A 17,236-nucleotide genomic window follows, 5' to 3' on the forward strand; every position below is an offset into this window, starting at 1 on the left:
CCGTCGGTTCCGCGGCGGCCCCGTCAGTTCAGCAGCAGCTGGAGGCCGCCCAGCACGGTCGCCCCGATGACCAGGCGTTCGAAGAGCGTCTGGTTGATCCGGTCCACGCACCTGCGGCCGATCCAGGCGCCGGGGAGCACGAACAGCAGCATGCAGGCGTCGAGCAGCAGCGAGCGCCCGTCGATCAGTCCGAGGCCCACGCTGAACGGCACCTTGGACGTGTTGACGATCAGGAAGAACCACGCGGAGGTGCCGAGGAAGCCGAGCTTGCGGAATCCGGCGGAGAGCAGATAGAGCGACATGACCGGGCCGCCCGCGTTGGCGACCATGGTGGTGAAGCCGCCGAGCACCCCGTACGAGCGGGCCTTCAGCCGCGCCGCCGCGTCCGCCGGCACCGCGTCCGCCGAGGGCTCCCCGCTCCCGGCGGCGGTACGGCGGCGCCAGATCGTGACACCCGCCATGAAGAGCAGGATCGCGCCGATCGAGGTCCGTACGGCGGCGTCGCCCGCCCACATCATGAACAGCGTGCCCGCCACCACGCCGACGGCGACGGCCGGGAAGAGCCTCAGCAGCGTCGGCCAGTGTGCGTGGCGGCGGTAGGTGAGCACGGCGAGCACATCGCCGGCGATGAGGATCGGGAGCAGCACTCCGGTGGACTCGCGGGCGGGGAGCACCGCCGCGAAGACCGCGAGACTGATCGTGTTGGCACCGCTGACGGCCGTCTTGGAGAAGCCTACGAGCGCGGATGCCGCGGCCAGCGCCGCCAGTTGCCAGAGAGTGAGAGTGTCCATGCCGAAAACAGATCGTAATCTCCCCTGATTTTCGGCCTTTGCCCGGCGGGGGAAGCGGCATGGCTATGCTGCGCTCCAAGCGCTCGCTGGAAGCGCTCAAACGAACAACACGCAGCGGTACGGCAGGGGGCCAGCAGCATGCGGGAGCCGGTTGAGCTCAGGCGTCGGCGGATCATGGCGGTGGTGGATTCCCGGGGCGCGGTCAAGGTCAGCGTGCTCGCCGCCGAACTGGACGTCTCCGTGGTCACGGTGCGGCGCGATGTCGAGGAGCTGACCCGGGCCGGTCGGCTGCGGCGCGGTCACGGCGTGGCCAGACCGCTGCGGGAACCGGCGGGCGACGCGGCCGCGCCGGCCGTGCGGGGCGACGGACCGGCCGGTGAGGGCGGGGCGGTCGCGCTCGTCGTGCCGGAGCGGCATTCGTACCTGTACGAGACGCTGCACGGCGCCCGGAGCGTGCTGGAGGAGGCCGGGATCCGGATCGCGCTGCACATCGCACCGCAGGCGGCCGGTGCCGAACGCCCGCTGGTGGAGCGGGCACTGGCGGACGGGGCGCGCGGGCTGCTGATCGCCCCGCGCTGGCGCCACCCGCTCTCGGAGGAGCTGGACTACGGCTGGCTGGCGGACGTGGGGGTGCCGGCCGTGCTGATGGAGCGGCGGCCCCGGCCGGGCAGCGCGCTGCACGCCCTGGACTCCGTCTGCTCCGACCACTGGTACGGGGTGCACCTGGCCGTGGATCACCTGGTGGCGCTGGGCCACCGCCGGATCGTGCTGGCCGCCCGCGACGACAGCCCGACGGCCCGTACGGTGCGTGCCGCGTTCGCCGGGATCGCCGCCGAGCGCCCCGAGGTGGAGGACTGGACGGTGGTGCTGAGTTCACCGGACGCGGTGCCCGGTCCGGGTCCGGCCGTGGAGGGCCAGGCGCCCGCCGTCTCCCCCGGGGGCACCGGTCACGCGCCCGACCTGGCCGCCCTGCTGCGCGAGCGCGGGGCCACCGCGGCGGTGCTGCACGGCGACGTGGACGCGCTGATGCTGGTGCAGCGCCTGGCCGAGAACGGCGTGCAGGTGCCCGGGGACTGCTCGGTGGTGGCGTACGACGACGTGGTCGCGGCCCTCGGCAGCACGCCGCTGACCGCGGTGTCGCCGCCCAAGGCGGAGATCGGCAGGGCGGCCGCCGAGCTGCTGCTCCACCGGCTCTCCGGAGCGGCCGGGGCGGCCGGACCGGTGCGCCGGACGGAGCTGCTGCCGGAGTTGAAGGTCCGCGGATCGGCCCAGGCGGTCACTCTCACCACGAACTGACCGTTTGACCGCTTTGATTTTCTTCTGAGCGATCTATTGACCGATACCGATCAGGAGAACAGGATTCCCCGTGTCCTCAATCAGGAGCCGCGGGAGGCGCCCATGCCCGGTCGACAGAGCCGTCGATCCATGCTCGCCACGATGGCCGCAGTACCGCTGGCGGGCGCGCTGAGCGCCTGCAGCGGTGGCACGTCGGGGCCGAAGAGCACGAGCAGGACCAGCAGCACCGGCGGCACCGGCCGCAACGCCACACACATCACCTTCTGGTCCGCCCTGCGCGGCAGCAAGGAGGTGGTGGACGCGTTCAACCGGACGCACCGCACGATCCAGGTCGACTTCCAGCAGATCCCCTCCGGACCGCAGGGCGGTTACGCGAAGCTCAGCAACGCCTCCCGGGCCGGGAACGCCCCGGACGTCGCGACGATCGAGTACCCCCAGATCCCCGGTTTCGCCATCGACGGGGTCGCCCTGGAGATCACGGACATGCTGAGCGACGGGCTGCGGAAGAAGCTGCTGCCGCAGGCGCTGGGGCTCACCACGTTCGAGAAGCGCGTCTTCAGCCTGCCGCTCGACGTCGAACCGATGGTGATGCACTACCGCAGCGACCTGTTCGCGAAGTACGGCATCGAAGTCCCGCGCACCTGGGACGCGTTCGAGGAGGCGTCCCGCCTCGTGCAGGACAAGGCGCCCGGCCGGCGGCTCTCCGCGTTCGCCACCGACGGCGCCTTCCAGTTCGCCGCCTTCGCCTGGCAGGCCGGTGGCCAGTGGTTCGACACCCGCGGCGGCGCCTGGAACCTGTCGCTGGCCGACGCGCCGACCCGACGCGTGGCGGCCTACTGGCAGCGGATGATCGACGAGGACCTGGTCGTCATGAGCCCGGTGGACAGCAGGGCCTACGACGCCCTGCTCAGCTCCGGCGAGGTCCTCGTCCGGTTCAGCGGCGCCTGGGAGGCCGGGGCGCAGATGAACGCCCGGCCCGGCCAGAAGGGGCAGTGGGCCATCGCCCCGCTCCCCCAGTGGAGCGGGGCGGAGCCGGCGCTCGGCACCCACGGCGGATCGACGTTCGCGGTCACCAGCAGCAGCGACCACCCGGAAGCCGCGCTGGAGTTCATCGAGTGGCAGGTCGCGCACCCCGACGCGCTGCTGGCCCGGCTCTCCAGCGGAGCCAGCAGCCAGTACCCGGCCGCCCCCGGCCTCGTCGCCGTCGGCCGCAAGGCCTTCGACCGCGCCTACTACAGCGGCCAGGACATCTACACGCTCTTCGACCAGGAGGCCCGCAAGATCCGGGACGGCTGGACGTGGGGACCCCGGATGACCGCGACGCAGAAGGTCATGCAGGACGGCTTCGCCCGGCTGGGCGGCGGCCAGGGCTCGGTGATCGAGTCCGTGCGCGCGGCCCAGCGGGGCACGATGCCCGACCTCAGGGCGCTGGGCCTGTCCACCACAGAACACAGCAGCTGACCCGCGGCCCGTACCCGGCCGCCGGTCCGCGGCCCATACCTGTACCCGGCAGCAGCCCCGCGGCCCGTAGCCGTACCAGCGGCAGATCCGCGGCCCGTCCCCGATCCCAGCAGCAGAGAGGCAGGTGACACCGATGACCAGCCCGCTCACCACGCAGGCTTCCGCCCCCGTGAGCGCGACCGGTTCCGCCGCGTCGCCGAACCCCGCCACACCCCCGGACGCCCCCCGCAAGTCCGCCCGGCGCCGTGAACTCGGCGCGGCCGGCGCCCTGATGACCCCCTTCTTCATCCTCCTGGTGACGGTCTTCCTGATCCCGGTCGCCACCGCCGTCTGGCTCAGCTTCTTCGCCGACGACCAGCCCGGCCTCGGCTTCGGCCCCGAGCACAGGGTCTTCGTCGGGCTGCGCAGCTACACCGCCGTGCTGACCGATCCGACGTTCCTCAGCGGCCTGGGCACCGTCGTCCTGTACTGCCTCATCTACATCCCGGTCATGGTGATCGGCGCGCTCGCGCTGGCACTGCTGCTGGACTCCGGCGTGGTACGGCTGCGCTCCTGGGCACAGCTCGGACTCTTCCTGCCGCACGCCGTGCCCGGCATCATCGCCGCCGTCATCTGGCTCTACCTCTACACACCGGGGCTGAGCCCGGTGGTCGACCTGCTCGGCAAGGCCGACATCACGATCGACTTCCTCGGTGTGCACACGGTCGTCCCGTCGATCGTGAACATCGCCCTGTGGAGCAACCTCGGCTACAACATGGTGGTCTTCTACGCCGCGTTGCAGGCCGTGCCGCGCGAGGTCATCGAGGCGTCCGTCGTCGACGGGGCGGGGCCGGTGCGGACCGCGCTCCAGGTCAAGACGCCGCTGGTGCGCTCCTCGATCGTGATGGTCGCGATGTTCACCCTGATCTTCGCGCTCCAGCTCTTCACCGAGCCGATGCTGCTGAGCCAGTCGACGCCGATGATCAGCTCCCGGTTCTCGCCCAGCATGTACATCTACGACGCCGCGTTCACCCGTAACAACTACGGACTGGCCGCCGCGGCGTCGGTCGTCCTGCTGGTCCTCACGATCGCGCTCTCCTACGGCGTGACCCGCTGGACCAACCGCTCCAACGCCCCCGAGGAGGACGTCCGATGAGCGCGACGAGTCCCGCCCGCACCGCCGCCGCCCTGCGCCCCCGGCTGCTCGGCCGCTCCGTCGTCAACCTGGTCGTCGGCATCTCCGTGCTGTACACGCTGCTGCCGGTGCTGTGGCTGGTGCTCGCCTCGTCGAAGGACCGCGACGCCCTGTTCGGCAGCGATGTGCTCTCGCTCGACCACTTCTCCTTCGCGCGGAACCTCAAGGACCTGTTCGCGATGGACGGCGGTGTGTACGGCCGCTGGTACGGCAACAGCCTGCTGTACGCGGTCCTGGGCGCGGCCCTCGGCGCACTGATCAGCATCGCCTGCGGGTACGCCTTCGACAAGTACCGCTTCCCGCACAAGGAGAAGCTGTTCGGCCTGGTCCTCGCGGCGGTGATGGTGCCGCAGACCGTGCTGGCGCTGCCGCTGTACCTGATGGCGTCCGGCACCGGCCTGGTCAACACCTTCTGGTCGGTGTTCATCCCGGTGCTCTTCAACCCGTTCGGCGTGTACCTGGGGCGGATATTCAGCCAGGGCTACGTGCCCGACGAGGTGCTCGAAGCGGCCCGGGTGGACGGGGCCGGGGAACTCACCACGTATGTCCGGGTCGCGCTGCGGATGCTCGGTCCGGGGCTGGTCACGGTGTTCCTCTTCCAGCTCACCGCGATCTGGAACAACTTCTTCCTGCCCATGGTGATGCTCTCCGACCAGGACCTGTATCCCGTCAGCCTCGGTCTGTACACCTGGAACAGCTCCGCCACCGTCTCACCCGAGTACTACCCCGTGGTCATCATGGGTTCGCTGCTCGCGGTCCTGCCGTTGATCCTCGCCTTCGCGCTGCTCCAGCGCTTCTGGAAGTCGGGGCTCACCGCGGGCGCCGTCAAGTAGCCGCACCGGTCCGCACCCCGTCCCCGTACCAGGAGAAAGATGCCAAGCACCCCCGTCCCCACCCCCGCCGCACGGCGCAGGCCGCGCGCAGCCGTCGCGATGAAGCCGGACGCCGCGGCCGCCCTGCTGGATGCCCCGTCGCTGGACGCGCTCTCGCGGGTGTGCGACCTCGCGCCGCTGCCGGTACTCGACGACTTCACCACGGAGCGGGCCCGTGCCGTGCTCGCGGACACGGAACTGCTGGTCACCGGCTGGGGCTGTCCGCCGCTCGACGAGGCGGCGCTGGCCGCCGCGCCCCGGCTGCGCGCCGTCGCGCACACGGCCGGAAGCGTGCGCGGGCACATCACAGAGGCCTGCTGGGAGCGCGGCATCGAGGTGTCGTCGGCCGCCGCGGCGAACGCCCTGCCGGTCGCGGAGTACACCGTCGCGATGATCCTGCTCTCCGGCAAACAGGCGCTGGAACGGGCCCGCGACTACCGCGCCGAGCGCCACCGCGGCAACTGGCTGGCCACCCCCCGGCAGGTGGGCAACTACGGCCGGACCGTGGGCATCCTGTCCGCCTCGCTCATCGGCCGCCGGGTCATCGAGCTGCTGCGCCCCTACGACCTGCGGGTACTGCTGCACGATCCGTACGTCTCCGAGGAGGAGGCGGCCGCGCTCGGTGTCCGGCCGGTGGACCTCGGTGAACTGTTCGCGCGCAGCGACGTGGTGAGCGTCCACACCCCGCTGCTGCCCGCCACCCGCAAGCTCGTCAGCCGTGAACTGCTCATGTCCATGCGGCCGGACGCGGTGCTCGTCAACACGGCGCGCGGCGCCGTCGTCGACCAGGACGCGCTGACCGACGTCCTGCTGGAGCACCGCATCCGGGCGGTCCTCGACGTCACGGACCCCGACACGCTGCCCCCCGAACACCCCCTGTGGGACTGCGAGAACGCCCTGATCACCCCGCACCTCGCGGGTTCCCAGGGCAACGAGTGGCGGCGGCTGGTCGATCTGGCCGTCGGCGAGAGCGAACGCTGGGCCGCGGGCGACGGATTCGCCCATCCCGTACGACGCGAAAGGCTGGCCTTCCTCGCATGAACCGACCGCACCCCGACTCCCCGCTGGAGCTCCCCGCCGACGACCGGGCGAAGAGCCCGGTCACCGGATACACCCGCGCGCACTGGGAGGCCGCCGCGGACGGACTGCTCAAGGCCGCCTGGCAGTGGGCCACCCCCGGCGGGGCGATGCTCGACCTGCCGGGACGCCCGTCCGCGTCCGGGGTCCGCTCCGACGGCCTGGAGGGATACGCGCGCACGTTCCTCGCCGCCGCCTTCCGGGTCGCGGGCGCGGGCGGCGAGGACCCGCACGGCTGGCTGGAGCGGTACGCGGACGGGCTCGCGGCCGGGACCCGTACGCCGGGCCGGGACGACGCCGAGTCCTGGCCGCTGATCCGCGACCACACCGTCTTCGGCCAGCCCATGGTGGAGTCCGCCTCGGTCGCCATCGGACTGCGGCTCACCCGGCCCTGGCTCTGGGACCGGCTGGACCCGGCCGTGCGGGACCGGGCGGAGGAGTGGCTGCGCGGCGCCCTGCGGCACACCCCCGCGGCGAACAACTGGTACCTGTTCCCGTACTCGGTGGCCGGTTTCCTGGAGTCGGTGGGCCGGGGCGACGCGGAGACCGCGCGGGCCCGGGAGCGGGCCCGCGACCTGATGGAGGTCTGGTACCGGGGACAGGGCTGGTACGCGGACGGCGACGGCCGCGCCTTCGACCACTACAACGGCTGGGCGCTGCACCTCTACCCCGTGCTCGACGCCCACCTCTCCGGCGACGCGGAGTTCGCCGCGCACTACGGGGCGCGCCTGAGCGAACACCTGGAGAGCTTCGGGCTGCTGTTCGGCGGGGACGGGGCCCCGATCCACTTCGGCCGCTCGCTGACCTACCGTTTCGCGGCCGGTGCGGCGGTCGGGCTCGGTGCGCTGACCGGGCACACCCCGCTCACGCCGGGTACGTCGCGGCGGGTGATCAGCGGGGCACTGCGCTACTTCCTGGACCGGGGCGCGACCGGCACCGACGGGCTGCTGAGCCTGGGCTGGCACGGGCCGCACGAGGCGACGCTCCAGCCCTACTCGGGCCCGTCGTCCCCCTACTGGGCGTCCAAGGCCTTCGTGTCCCTGCTGGCTCCCGAGGACCATCCGCTGTGGACGGCGACCGAGGAGCCCGCGCCGAGCGAGGGGCCCGACCGGGTGCTCGCGCTGCCCGCGCCCGGCCTGCTCGTCCAGTCGACCCGGGCGGACGGGATCGTCCGGCTGCACAACCACGGCAGCGACCACGTCCGGCCGCACGAGGGTGAGTCGGCGGCGCAGGACGATCCGCTGTACAGCCGTCAGGCGTACTCGACGGTCACCGGGCCCACGGCGCGCGCCAACGCCGCGGACAACCACCTGGCCGTGGTCGTCGGCGCGGCCCGCAGCCGCCGCCGCGCCATCCGCCCGCTCGGCGCGGGCGGCGGCGACGGCTGGGGCTGGGCCGCCTCCTGGCACCGCCCGGTCTTCGCGAGCGGCGCCGCCACGGAGCCGGGACTGCGGGTGGAGAGCGTGACGGTGGTCCGCGGCCGCTACGAGCTCCGGGTGCACCGGGTGCTCGGCGCGCCTCCCGGCGCCCGGGTCGAGGAGACGGGCTGGGCGACCGGGCCCGGGTCCGAGGTCACGTCCGCGCTGCACGGCCTGCACGGCTGGGAGTCACGGGAGGAGGTACGCGCTCCGCAGGGCACCGCGTACACGCCCTGGGCGGTGCTGCCCCGGCTGGGCGCCGGGGCGGAGGGCACGGTGATGCTGGTCGCGCTCGCCTCGCTCACCGCGGAGCCCGGCGCGGCCGCGCTCGACGCGGTGGTGAGCGGGGTGAACGTGGACGGGGACACGGTCGAGGTGTGCTGGGCAGAGGACGCGGCGACGACCCGGGTGCGCTTCGGCCCGGTGACGGTCGAGCACGGATAGCCGGTGGGGGGAGGGACGCGCTCGGTGCGCCCCTCCCCCGTCACACGCCTGTCACGCGTCCGTGCGGATGACGACGGCCAGGGTGCGCGGGCCGTGTACGCCCTCCACCCGTTCGAGCTCGATGTCGGAGGTGGCCGACGGACCGCTGATGAGCGTCGTCGGCCGCTCGGGCACCAGCCGGGCCACCGCCTCCGGTACGCCCACCTCCACGGCCGACAGGTCGACGACGCAGACATGGAGGTCGGGCACCAGCGACAGCGCCCGCCGGCCCTGATCGGGTGAACCGTCCAGGAAGATCGTGCCGGTCTCGGCGCAGCCGACGGCGGACGCGGTGACGACGCCGTCGAGGGCGTCGAGCCGGGGTGCCGGAATGTCGGCCGAGTCCCGCTGGACCTGTCCGTCGTACGCGTCGAGCCACCGGGGGTCGAGACCGGCGGGCACCCCGATCCGGCCGGCTCCCCGCTCCCGCAGCACCTCGGCGACGACCTCGGCCGTTCGCTCCGCGGTGCAGGGGTGGACCTGGGCCTTGTAGTCGACGAGCCGGTCGGTGAACAGGGCCAGGCGCTCCGGGTCGGGGAGCGTGCGCCCGGTGCGGTAGTCGCGGCGGACCGGGGTGTCCGCGGCGGGTGCGAGGGCCAGGGCGTCCCGGACGCGGCCGAGCACCGTTTCGCGAGCGGTCGTCACTTCTCCTCCTCCTGCTGCTGGTTGCGCGTGTGTTCACCGGCGGCCGCCCGCATCGTCGCCGCGCCCTCGGCGGAGGCCAGCCAGGAGCGGAACGTCTGCCGGGGCGGGGCCGGGGTGTCCCGGCTGTCGCTCCAGCCGTTGAACGGCGGCGGCAGATGGGAGATCTTCTGGTCCCGTCCGGCGATGACGCGGCCGAGCCCGGACGCCTTCTGCGCGGTGGTGAACAGCTTCGGCCTGCCCATCACCGCGGCCGCCGCCTTCATGGCGAGCTGTTCGGGGGTGGTGCCGGCCTGCTCGGTGTGCTGGTGGCGCAGCTCGACCAGCAGCGAGGGGATGTCGATCTTGACCGGGCAGGCGTCGAAGCAGGCCCCGCAGAGGCTGGAGGCGTAGGGCAGCGAGCTGTTGGGGTCGTCCTTCGCGGCGTGCATGCCGGCGAGCTGCGGGGTGAGTACGGCCCCGATCGGTCCGGGGTACGTCGATCCGTAGGCGTGGCCGCCGGCCCGTTCGTACACCGGGCAGACGTTGAGACAGGCCGAGCAGCGGATGCAGTTGAGCGCCTCGCGGCCGATCCGGTCCGCGAGCGCCGCGGTGCGTCCGTTGTCGAGGAGCACCAGGTGGAAGGTCTGCGGCCCGTCGCCCGGGGTGACTCCGGTCCACATCGAGGTGTACGGGTTCATCCGCTCGCCGGTGGAGGAGCGCGGCAGCAGCTGGAGGAAGACCTCCAGGTCCTGGTAGCGCGGCAGCACCTTCTCGATGCCCATGACGGTGATCAGGGTGTCGGGCAGGGTCAGGCACATGCGGCCGTTGCCCTCCGACTCGACGACCGACAGGGTGCCGGTCTCCGCGATGCCGAAGTTGGCCCCGGAGACGGCGACCCTCGTCGTCATGAACTTCTCGCGCAGATAGGCGCGGGCCGCGGCGGCGAGGTGCGCGGGGACGTTGTCCAGCGAGGGGTCGACGCCCGGGATCTCCTTGAGGAAGATCTCCCGGATCTCGTCGCGGTTGCGGTGGATCGCCGGCACCAGGATGTGCGAGGGCTTGTCGTGCGCGAGCTGCACGATCAGTTCGGCCAGGTCGGTCTCGTACGGGGTGATGCCGATGGATTCGAGGTGCTCGTTGAGGCCGATCTCCTGGGTGGCCATCGACTTGACCTTGATGACCTCCTTGCTCCCGGTCTCCCGGACCAGCCGCGCGACGATCTCGTTGGCCTCGCCGCCGTCCCGGGCCCAGTGGACGGTGCCGCCGCGTTCGGTGACCTTGCGCTCCAGCTCCTCCAGCAGTTCGGGGAGCCGGTTCATGGTGTCGGTCTTGATGGCCGCGCCCGCGTCGCGCAGCTCCTCCCAGTCGGGCAGTTCGCCGGTGACGTTGAGACGTTTGGCGCGGATGGTGTGGGTGGCCTTGCCGAGGTTGCGGCGCAGCTGTCCGTTGCCCAGGTCGTCATGGGCCGCCGCGGGGAACTTCCGGTCGCCGCGCAGATTGCCCGTCCCGTAGGGGGAGCGGGGCGGCGTCGCGGGCATGCCGAGAAAGGTGCTGCTCATCGGGCGGCCTCCGTCGGGACGTACGGCGAGGTGCGGGTGGCGGAGAGGATCTGGGCCAGGTGCAGGGTGCGGGTGCCGGAGCTGATCCGGGAGAGCCCGCCGCCGATGTGCATCAGACAGGACGAGTCGCCGGCGGTGCACACCTCGGCCCCGGTGGTGGCGATGTGGCGCATCTTGTCCTGGAGCATCGCGGTCGACGTGTCGGCGTTCTTCAGCGCGAAGGTGCCGCCGAACCCGCAGCAGGCGTCGGCCTCCGGCAGCTCGACGAGATCGATCGAGTCGACGGCCCGCAGCAGCCGCAACGGCTTCTCCCCGACCCTCAACATGCGCAGGGAGTGACAGGTGGGGTGGTACGTGACCCGGTGCGGGAAGTACGCGCCGACGTCGGTGGCGTCCAGCACGTCCACGAGGAACTCCGACAGCTCGTACGTCTTCGCCTTGACCGTGGCCACACCCGCGCGCAGCGCCGCGTCGCCGTACCGTTCCGCGACGATCTCGTGCTGGTGGCGGACGGAGCCGGCGCACGATCCGGAGGGCATGACGACGGCCTCGATGGAGGCGTCACCGAACTGCTCGGCGAAGTTGCGCACCAGCGGGACGGGCTCGCGCTGGTAGCCGGTGTTGACGTGCATCTGGCCGCAGCAGGTCTGCCCCGGCGGGAACACCACGTCGTGACCCAGGCGGGCGAGCAGCACCGCGGTGGATTTCACCGCCTCCGGGAAGAGCGTGTCTCCCAGACAGGTGGCGAAGAGTCCGATGCGCATGGGTCTCCCCGATCGTTTCTCTGCACGTGATCGTCATGATCCTTTTCATGATCCCGAACGGAGTCATGAACCATTGTATGGTCGGACCATAGTACGCGCGCTCGGCCCGCGGAAGGGTGCGGGGCGCGCCCGGGTCAGCACCCGGCCGGGAAAGCCCCGGTCGGGACGGTTCCACTCAGGACGGTTCCGCTCAGGACACGGGCTTCTCGTCGACGAGCGTTCCGTGCAGCCCCCGGATGTGCGCCTCCACCAGATCGGCGGCCCGCGCCCCTTCTCCCGCGCGCACCAGGCGCAGCAGCTCGGTGTGGTCGGCGTTGAGCGCGGCGGCGGTGGCCCGCCAGTCCGCCGCGGTCTCCAGGGCGCGCAGGATGAGCGGCCGGACGGACTCCCGGACGGCGGAGGTGAGCGTGGAGGTCAGTTCGTTGCCGGAACTGCGGGCGATCTGTACGTGGAACCTGGTGTCCAGGTCGTTGAATTCGGGCACGCCGACGTCCGGCGCCCCCATCCGCACGAGCAGCGCCGCGGCCTCGTCCAGGTCCTCGGCGGAGGCGTGGCGCGCGGCGGCCTCGAAGCTGGAGCGCTCCAGCACGACACGCGCCTCCAGCACGTCCTCCAGGCTGTAGCTGCCGAGGGCGAAGTGGAGCCGGAGCAGGCGCCCGAGCGCGTCGTCGGGGTGGCGCACGATCCGCGCCCCGGCGTCCGGTCCCCGGCCCGGCTGCGCCACCAGGACGCCGATGGTCTCCAGCACCCGCAGGGCCTCGCGCAGGGCGGACCGGCTGACGCCGAGGACCGGGGCCAGCTCCCGTTCGGGCGGCAGCCGGTCGCCGGCCTTGAGCTCACCGGCGAACACCCGCTGCTCGATGCTCTGGAGCACCAGCTCATGGGTGCGCGACTGCCGTACGGGCTGCCATTCGACGGGCATCCGCCACTCCCTTGCCCCGGCCGGAGCCGTTCCGCCGCTGACCGGTCCGGTCCTCATTTTTTCCCACTATGTCACACACCACATGTGGTCGGACCATACCTGACCGGCCCCGGACCCCGCCCCCCGTCCGGCACATCGCGTGCGGCTACGCGGACTCCATCAGCTCTCGGAGCCGGTTCAGATCGGCGGCCACCGTGCCGGCGTCGCGCTCGAAGTCCGCGTCGCTCAGATGGGGCTGCCGCCGAAGGGTGAAAATCACCTCGCTTCCCTGGCCGTCGCTGATCACCCGGACCGGGTTGTAGACGGTTTCGCCCGAGGGCAGCGTGACGTCGTGGTCGAGCACACCCAGGCCGTTACGTGCCACGAAGGTCACCACGACCCTGCCCATGGGGGAGGATTCCGCGACCCATCGGCCATCGATCCTCTTGATCGAGCCTCCCAGTCCACGTGCCCACGCGGGCAGGTTCAGCGGGTCCGAGGCATAGGCGTAGACGTCGTCGGCCGTACGGTCGATGTGGACGCCGAGGTGGCGTGATTCTCTGTCGGTGCTGTTCATGGCAGTGACGGTAGAGGATCACCACCGCCGCCCTCTTGAACGGATCGGACACGCCCGGTCCGAAGCGGGGCCGCGCCGTCCGGCGTCCTGACGGGCTCGGCTCAGTACGTCACCACGATGCGCCGGGCGACTCCGTCCACCCGCACCCGGCCGCCGTACGGGATGACCACCTGCGGGTCCGTGTGGCCGAGATCGACGTCGAAGACGGCCATGGTGTCGGGGGCGTACTCGCTCAGGGCACGCAGCACCGCCTCGCGCTGCTGCTCGCGGTACCGCTGTCCGGCCCCGGGGTCGAGGGGCTGTTCGAAGGACCAGTGCTTGGCGCGCCCCATCAGCAGCGCGGGGAACCGGCGCAGCAGTCCGCGCTCCCCCATATTCCGCAGGATCCGGTACACCTGCCCGGCGCCGGGCATCTCCTCCGACGTTTCGAGGAACAGCACCCGGCCCGCGTACTCGGCCGCCGGCCGTATCCCCCGGTCCGCCATCAGCAGCCAGGACAGGATCTCCAGCTCGCCGCCCCAGCTCGCGCCCTCGACCACCCGGCCGGCGTTGTGCCAGGTCCAGCCGTCGACCGGCTGCATGGCGGGCTCGTCGTCGAAGGTCCGCGGGTCCTCCCAGCGGCCGTTCACGCGGCCGCTCTCCTTCGCCGGGACGAGCTCATGGGCATCGTGGGTGAACAGCGCCGCCCGCAACGATTCGGCGGTCAGCGGGTGCATCGCCCCCGGGCGTCCCAGCTCGACCATCACCGATCCGCCGTGGTAACCGACGATGCCCAGGTCTTCCAGGAACACCAGGAGGTTGGTGTTGTCGCTGTAGCCGAAGAACGGCTTGGGGTTGGCCCGCAGCAGCTCCCGGTCGAGGTGCGGCAGCACGGTGATCTGGTCGTCCCCGCCGATGCTGGCGATGACGGCCTTGACCGTGGGGTCGGAGAAGGCCGCGTGGAGGTCGGCGGCGCGTTCCTGGGGCGTCGAGCCCATCTTCCGGGTGCTCGGGTACTCGACGGGCTCCAGCCCGAACTCCTCCCGGAGCCTGCGCAGCCCCAGCTCGTACGGGAGCGGGAGGATGCCGGGGAGCCCGGACCCGGGGGACACCACGGCGACGCGGTCACCGGGGCGGGGCTTGGCGGGATAGCTGGCGTTCGTCATTCCGGGAGCTTAGAGGGGACCCGGCTCGCCGTCCTGCGAATTCCGGTCGCCCTAGGAGGCGTTGGCCGGTGTGCCCTGGTGGAAGTAGAGCCGCCAGCGCGAATCCGTGCGGCGCCAGATCGAACTGCGCCGCACCCCGCACCCGTCCCGCTCCGTCATGAACGTCAGGTGGACGAGGCCCGGGGCCAGCAGCCTGCCGGACATGCCGGTGACGGTGGGCGCGACGGGCGTCCCCTCGGCGTCGGCGGAGGTGACGGCGAGGATCGAGGTCCTGTCGTACCGCCGCCCGGACGCACCGAACTCGGTGAACTCCGGGTCGAGGAGTTCGGTCACCGCGTCGGGCAGGGCCCGGACCGCCGGATCCAGCAGCCGCAGCTCGCCCTCGACGGCGGCCCGCACGGACCGCTCCTCCTCATCGCTTCCACTCATCCGGGCAGCCTAGTGCGCGCGCTCAGGCCAGGACCAGCAGATCCATCCAGCTGACGGCCGGCCGGTCCGGCTCCTGCTCCGCGGCCCGCCTCAACCGCCGCATCCCGGACGCGAACTCCTCGTCCGTGAGGGACCGGAGCTTCGCGTCGGTGTCCCGCCGGATCCGGTCGGCGAATCCGGACAGGCTCGGGGCGCTCTCCTGCGGCACGGCGTGCAGCGCGACCCGGGCGAAGCCCGCGGCGGCGAACGCCGCGCAGGTCTGCTCTACGGTCGGGTACGAGTCGATGATGCGCGCGGTCCCGGGGAAGAACCGCACCCGCAGGTCCCGCGTGCACCGGCCGGGGAAGGAGTTGCGGATCAGCGCCGGTGCCCCCGGCTTCAGCGCCCTGCGGATCTCCCGTGCCGCGGCGGCCAGATCCCCGATGTGGTGGACGACCGAGCCGAGCCAGGCCGCGTCCGCGCACCCGTCCGGCACCGGCAGCGCCTCGGCCCGGCCGTCCAGCACCTCGATGTCCGCGGTACGGGGGATCAGCGCGCGCATGGCGGCGGCCGGTTCCACCGCCAGCACCCGCGCCCCGAACCAGTCCGCGAACGCGGCCGCGAAGGCCCCGGTCCCGGCGCCGACGTCCAGCACGACCGCCCCCGGCGCCAACGGCACCTCGGCCGCGACGGCCGCGCGCCAGGCGGTGAGTCCGTCGCGCGGAATCTCCCGGGCGATCCGGTAGTCCTCTGCGAACCGACGGTCCGGAGCGGTCGCTTCCATGTGCCCTCTCTCCTGCCGTGGCCGACGGACCGGGCGAACCGCTGCCGCCGGGCCGCCGCGCTCCGTCGCGGATGCTAGCGAGCGGGCTCATCAATTGTCTAGACCATAATCGGCTTCCGGACGGGCCGAACCGGACGGGGACCGATCGCCCCATTCATCTGGTCCATCTGATTCATAGGATTCTCACGCAACCCGGCTACGGTGGCTGCCGTGACGCAGACGAGCCCGCCCGGCTGGCATCCAGACCCCGGGTACACAGGATTTGGCCCCATCCAGGAACGCTGGTGGGACGGCAGTCAGTGGACCGATCACCTCCGCGTGCCACCGGCGGCCGTCCGCAGCCGCCGGATACGCATCGGCGCCGGCATAACCGCCGGTGTGGTGGTGCTTGCCGCCATCGGCGGTGGTGTGTACCTGCTGACCGACGACTCCGGCAAGAAGTCGGAGAGCACGGCCACCGCACCGTCCGACCCGCCCTCCCAGGCACCCAGCCGCCGGCCCGGCGCACCGGGCGGCAGCGGTGGCACCGACGGCGGTGGCGGGAACCAGAGCCCGGAGCAGCAGCTGCCGCAGACCGAGGACGGTTACGCGACGGACCTGGCGAGCGGAATCAGCATCCCCGTCCCGGACGGCTGGAAGGGCAAGTCGGGCATGGGGGCGGGGGTGACCACGGGTTCGTACGCCTGCCCCGGGGAGCCCAAGGAGGAGTGCGTGCGCGGCGGGGTGTTCTCCGTACCGGCCGAGGCGCTGAAGCTGAGCACCAAGACCGCGAAGGCCACCGCCGAGAAGGACATCGCCACCAACGCGAAGGACTCGTACGGCGAGAAGATCTACGGCGGCATCACCTCGCACCAGGAGCTGAAGTCCGAGGCGGTCACGGTGGCCGGCCAGCAGGGCTACCGGGTGCGCTGGAAGGTCGTGACGAAGAACGGCGATGACGGGTACGTCGAGTCGCTGGCCTTCCCCTCCCCCCGGGCCGAGGACATGCTGATCGTCGTCCGTTCGGGCTTCGACATCAACAGCAAGGCACCCGCCCTGTCCGTCCTTGAGGACATCACGAAGGGCATCAAGGCCGCCTCGGGCGCGGGTTCCGGCCCCGGCACCACCGCGTAGCCACTCCCCCGAGGGGCGCCGGGCGGCCCGGCTGAGTACCCGAGCCGCCCGGACTGAGTACGCCGGCCGATCCCGCACCGGTCGCCCGCTGCTCGAATGGGACCATGGCTCCCGAAGCACCGCGCCCCCGCATCCAGCACGTCGCCCGTGCCGGCACCACGCTGGCCGTCACCCTGGCCCCGCTGGTGATCGGCGTCCTGCTGGCCCGGACGATGGCCCTGGACCCGCACAGCCCGGTGAACGCGCTGATCACCCGGGGCGGCCGGGGAGCGGGCGTCTCCCCGGCCGAATGGCGCGGCTGCGGCCGCGGGGCGCTGCGGCGGTGCCGCAGGGCGTGCCGGCCCCGCGGCCGGTTCGCCGGGCGCGGTTCCCTTCCGATGTGACACGGCCCCTGTGACACGGTCCCGTCCCCGGACGGCCACGGCCGGCCGAACAGCGCGGGGCCAGCCGGAAAACCGGTTCCCCCGCCGTCTCCAACTGCCTAGACTCACAACGGAATCGCGCGCCGCGCTCAGTCGCGGCGCGCACCGTGACCAGTGAGGGGAGACCTGCCGTGCGCTACCGCACCGCTGTCGTCGTTCCCCTGTCGCGGTACGAGGTGATCCTGGTGTCTACCTCCGCCCGGCGCCGGCTGCGCGGCCGGCCCCGGACACCCGAGACGAACGCCTGAACCCCGCACTGTCATCGACGGGCCGTCATAGCGGTCGCGCGCTGCGCGGCGCAGCGCGGCCAGGGGTTCCGCGGGCCTGACCACAGGCCTCCTCGTCCGGGGATCGCGCCCTCTTCTTC

At 72.2% G+C, this 17,236-nt stretch carries 17 protein-coding genes; 8 read left to right on the forward strand and 9 right to left on the reverse strand.

What is annotated here, in order from left to right; all coding sequences use genetic code 11:
* Positions 1-23: 23 nt before the first annotated feature.
* The gene (locus tag ACIP89_RS27385; protein WP_402117272.1) at positions 24-791 is read right to left on the reverse strand and encodes a sulfite exporter TauE/SafE family protein; all 768 of its coding nucleotides are present in this window, start codon (positions 789-791) and stop codon (positions 24-26) included.
* Positions 792-929: 138 nt separating this feature from the next.
* Here ACIP89_RS27385 and ACIP89_RS27390 point away from each other — a divergent pair, with 138 nt between their 5' ends.
* From ACIP89_RS27390 to ACIP89_RS27415, 6 genes are all read left to right on the forward strand, one after another.
* Entirely contained in the window at positions 930-2,087 is a 1,158-nt protein-coding gene (locus ACIP89_RS27390; RefSeq protein WP_402117274.1) for a substrate-binding domain-containing protein, read from the forward strand.
* Positions 2,088-2,189: 102 nt separating this feature from the next.
* The gene (locus ACIP89_RS27395; protein ID WP_402117276.1) at positions 2,190-3,548 is read left to right on the forward strand and encodes an ABC transporter substrate-binding protein; all 1,359 of its coding nucleotides are present in this window, start codon (positions 2,190-2,192) and stop codon (positions 3,546-3,548) included.
* 133 nt (positions 3,549-3,681) lie between these two features.
* Positions 3,682-4,683 carry a carbohydrate ABC transporter permease gene (locus ACIP89_RS27400; RefSeq protein ID WP_401925131.1) on the forward strand — a complete coding sequence of 334 codons (1,002 nt, stop codon included), beginning with the start codon at positions 3,682-3,684 and terminating at the stop codon, positions 4,681-4,683.
* A complete protein-coding gene (locus ACIP89_RS27405) occupies positions 4,680-5,555 on the forward strand; it encodes a carbohydrate ABC transporter permease (protein WP_401925134.1) in 876 nt (291 codons plus the stop codon). The genes ACIP89_RS27400 and ACIP89_RS27405 overlap by 4 nt, the downstream gene beginning before the upstream one ends.
* A gap of 39 nt (positions 5,556-5,594) precedes the next feature.
* Positions 5,595-6,635: a hydroxyacid dehydrogenase gene (locus tag ACIP89_RS27410; protein ID WP_402117278.1), complete on the forward strand. Its 1,041-nt coding sequence runs from the start codon at positions 5,595-5,597 to the stop codon at positions 6,633-6,635.
* On the forward strand, positions 6,632-8,533 hold the full coding sequence (locus ACIP89_RS27415; RefSeq protein WP_402117279.1) for a DUF2264 domain-containing protein: 1,902 nt from the start codon (positions 6,632-6,634) through the stop codon (positions 8,531-8,533). Before ACIP89_RS27410 ends, ACIP89_RS27415 begins: the two co-directional genes overlap by 4 nt.
* A gap of 51 nt (positions 8,534-8,584) precedes the next feature.
* Here ACIP89_RS27415 and ACIP89_RS27420 read toward each other — a convergent pair whose 3' ends face one another.
* From ACIP89_RS27420 to ACIP89_RS27455, 8 genes are all read right to left on the reverse strand, one after another.
* Entirely contained in the window at positions 8,585-9,217 is a 633-nt protein-coding gene (locus tag ACIP89_RS27420) for a lactate utilization protein C (RefSeq protein WP_402117280.1), read from the reverse strand.
* Positions 9,214-10,755: a LutB/LldF family L-lactate oxidation iron-sulfur protein gene (locus ACIP89_RS27425; RefSeq protein WP_402117282.1), complete on the reverse strand. Its 1,542-nt coding sequence runs from the start codon at positions 10,753-10,755 to the stop codon at positions 9,214-9,216. Before ACIP89_RS27425 ends, ACIP89_RS27420 begins: the two co-directional genes overlap by 4 nt.
* The gene (locus tag ACIP89_RS27430; RefSeq protein ID WP_073734490.1) at positions 10,752-11,519 is read right to left on the reverse strand and encodes a (Fe-S)-binding protein; all 768 of its coding nucleotides are present in this window, start codon (positions 11,517-11,519) and stop codon (positions 10,752-10,754) included. The genes ACIP89_RS27425 and ACIP89_RS27430 overlap by 4 nt, the downstream gene beginning before the upstream one ends.
* Positions 11,520-11,709: 190 nt before the next feature.
* The gene (locus ACIP89_RS27435) at positions 11,710-12,441 is read right to left on the reverse strand and encodes a FadR/GntR family transcriptional regulator (RefSeq protein ID WP_401925145.1); all 732 of its coding nucleotides are present in this window, start codon (positions 12,439-12,441) and stop codon (positions 11,710-11,712) included.
* A gap of 145 nt (positions 12,442-12,586) precedes the next feature.
* Positions 12,587-12,997, reverse strand: a complete 411-nt coding sequence (locus tag ACIP89_RS27440; protein ID WP_402117284.1) for an SRPBCC family protein — start codon at positions 12,995-12,997, stop codon at positions 12,587-12,589.
* 101 nt (positions 12,998-13,098) lie between these two features.
* On the reverse strand, positions 13,099-14,142 hold the full coding sequence (locus ACIP89_RS27445) for a S66 peptidase family protein (RefSeq protein ID WP_402117285.1): 1,044 nt from the start codon (positions 14,140-14,142) through the stop codon (positions 13,099-13,101).
* Positions 14,143-14,193: 51 nt separating this feature from the next.
* Entirely contained in the window at positions 14,194-14,571 is a 378-nt protein-coding gene (locus ACIP89_RS27450) for a DUF4440 domain-containing protein (RefSeq protein ID WP_402117287.1), read from the reverse strand.
* A gap of 22 nt (positions 14,572-14,593) precedes the next feature.
* Positions 14,594-15,334: a class I SAM-dependent methyltransferase gene (locus tag ACIP89_RS27455; protein WP_402117289.1), complete on the reverse strand. Its 741-nt coding sequence runs from the start codon at positions 15,332-15,334 to the stop codon at positions 14,594-14,596.
* 210 nt (positions 15,335-15,544) lie between these two features.
* On the opposite strand from ACIP89_RS27455, the gene ACIP89_RS27460 reads away from it, so the two are divergent.
* Both ACIP89_RS27460 and ACIP89_RS27465 read left to right on the forward strand, forming a co-directional pair.
* Entirely contained in the window at positions 15,545-16,447 is a 903-nt protein-coding gene (locus ACIP89_RS27460) for a DUF2510 domain-containing protein (protein WP_401925155.1), read from the forward strand.
* Between the two features lie 104 nt (positions 16,448-16,551).
* Positions 16,552-16,830 (forward strand): hypothetical protein, encoded by a 279-nt coding sequence (locus ACIP89_RS27465; RefSeq protein WP_401925158.1) that lies wholly within the window; start codon positions 16,552-16,554, stop codon positions 16,828-16,830.
* The last annotated feature ends 406 nt before the right edge of the window (positions 16,831-17,236 follow it).

This window comes from Streptomyces sp. NPDC088730 (assembly GCF_044751215.1).
Taxonomy (GTDB): domain Bacteria; phylum Actinomycetota; class Actinomycetes; order Streptomycetales; family Streptomycetaceae; genus Streptomyces.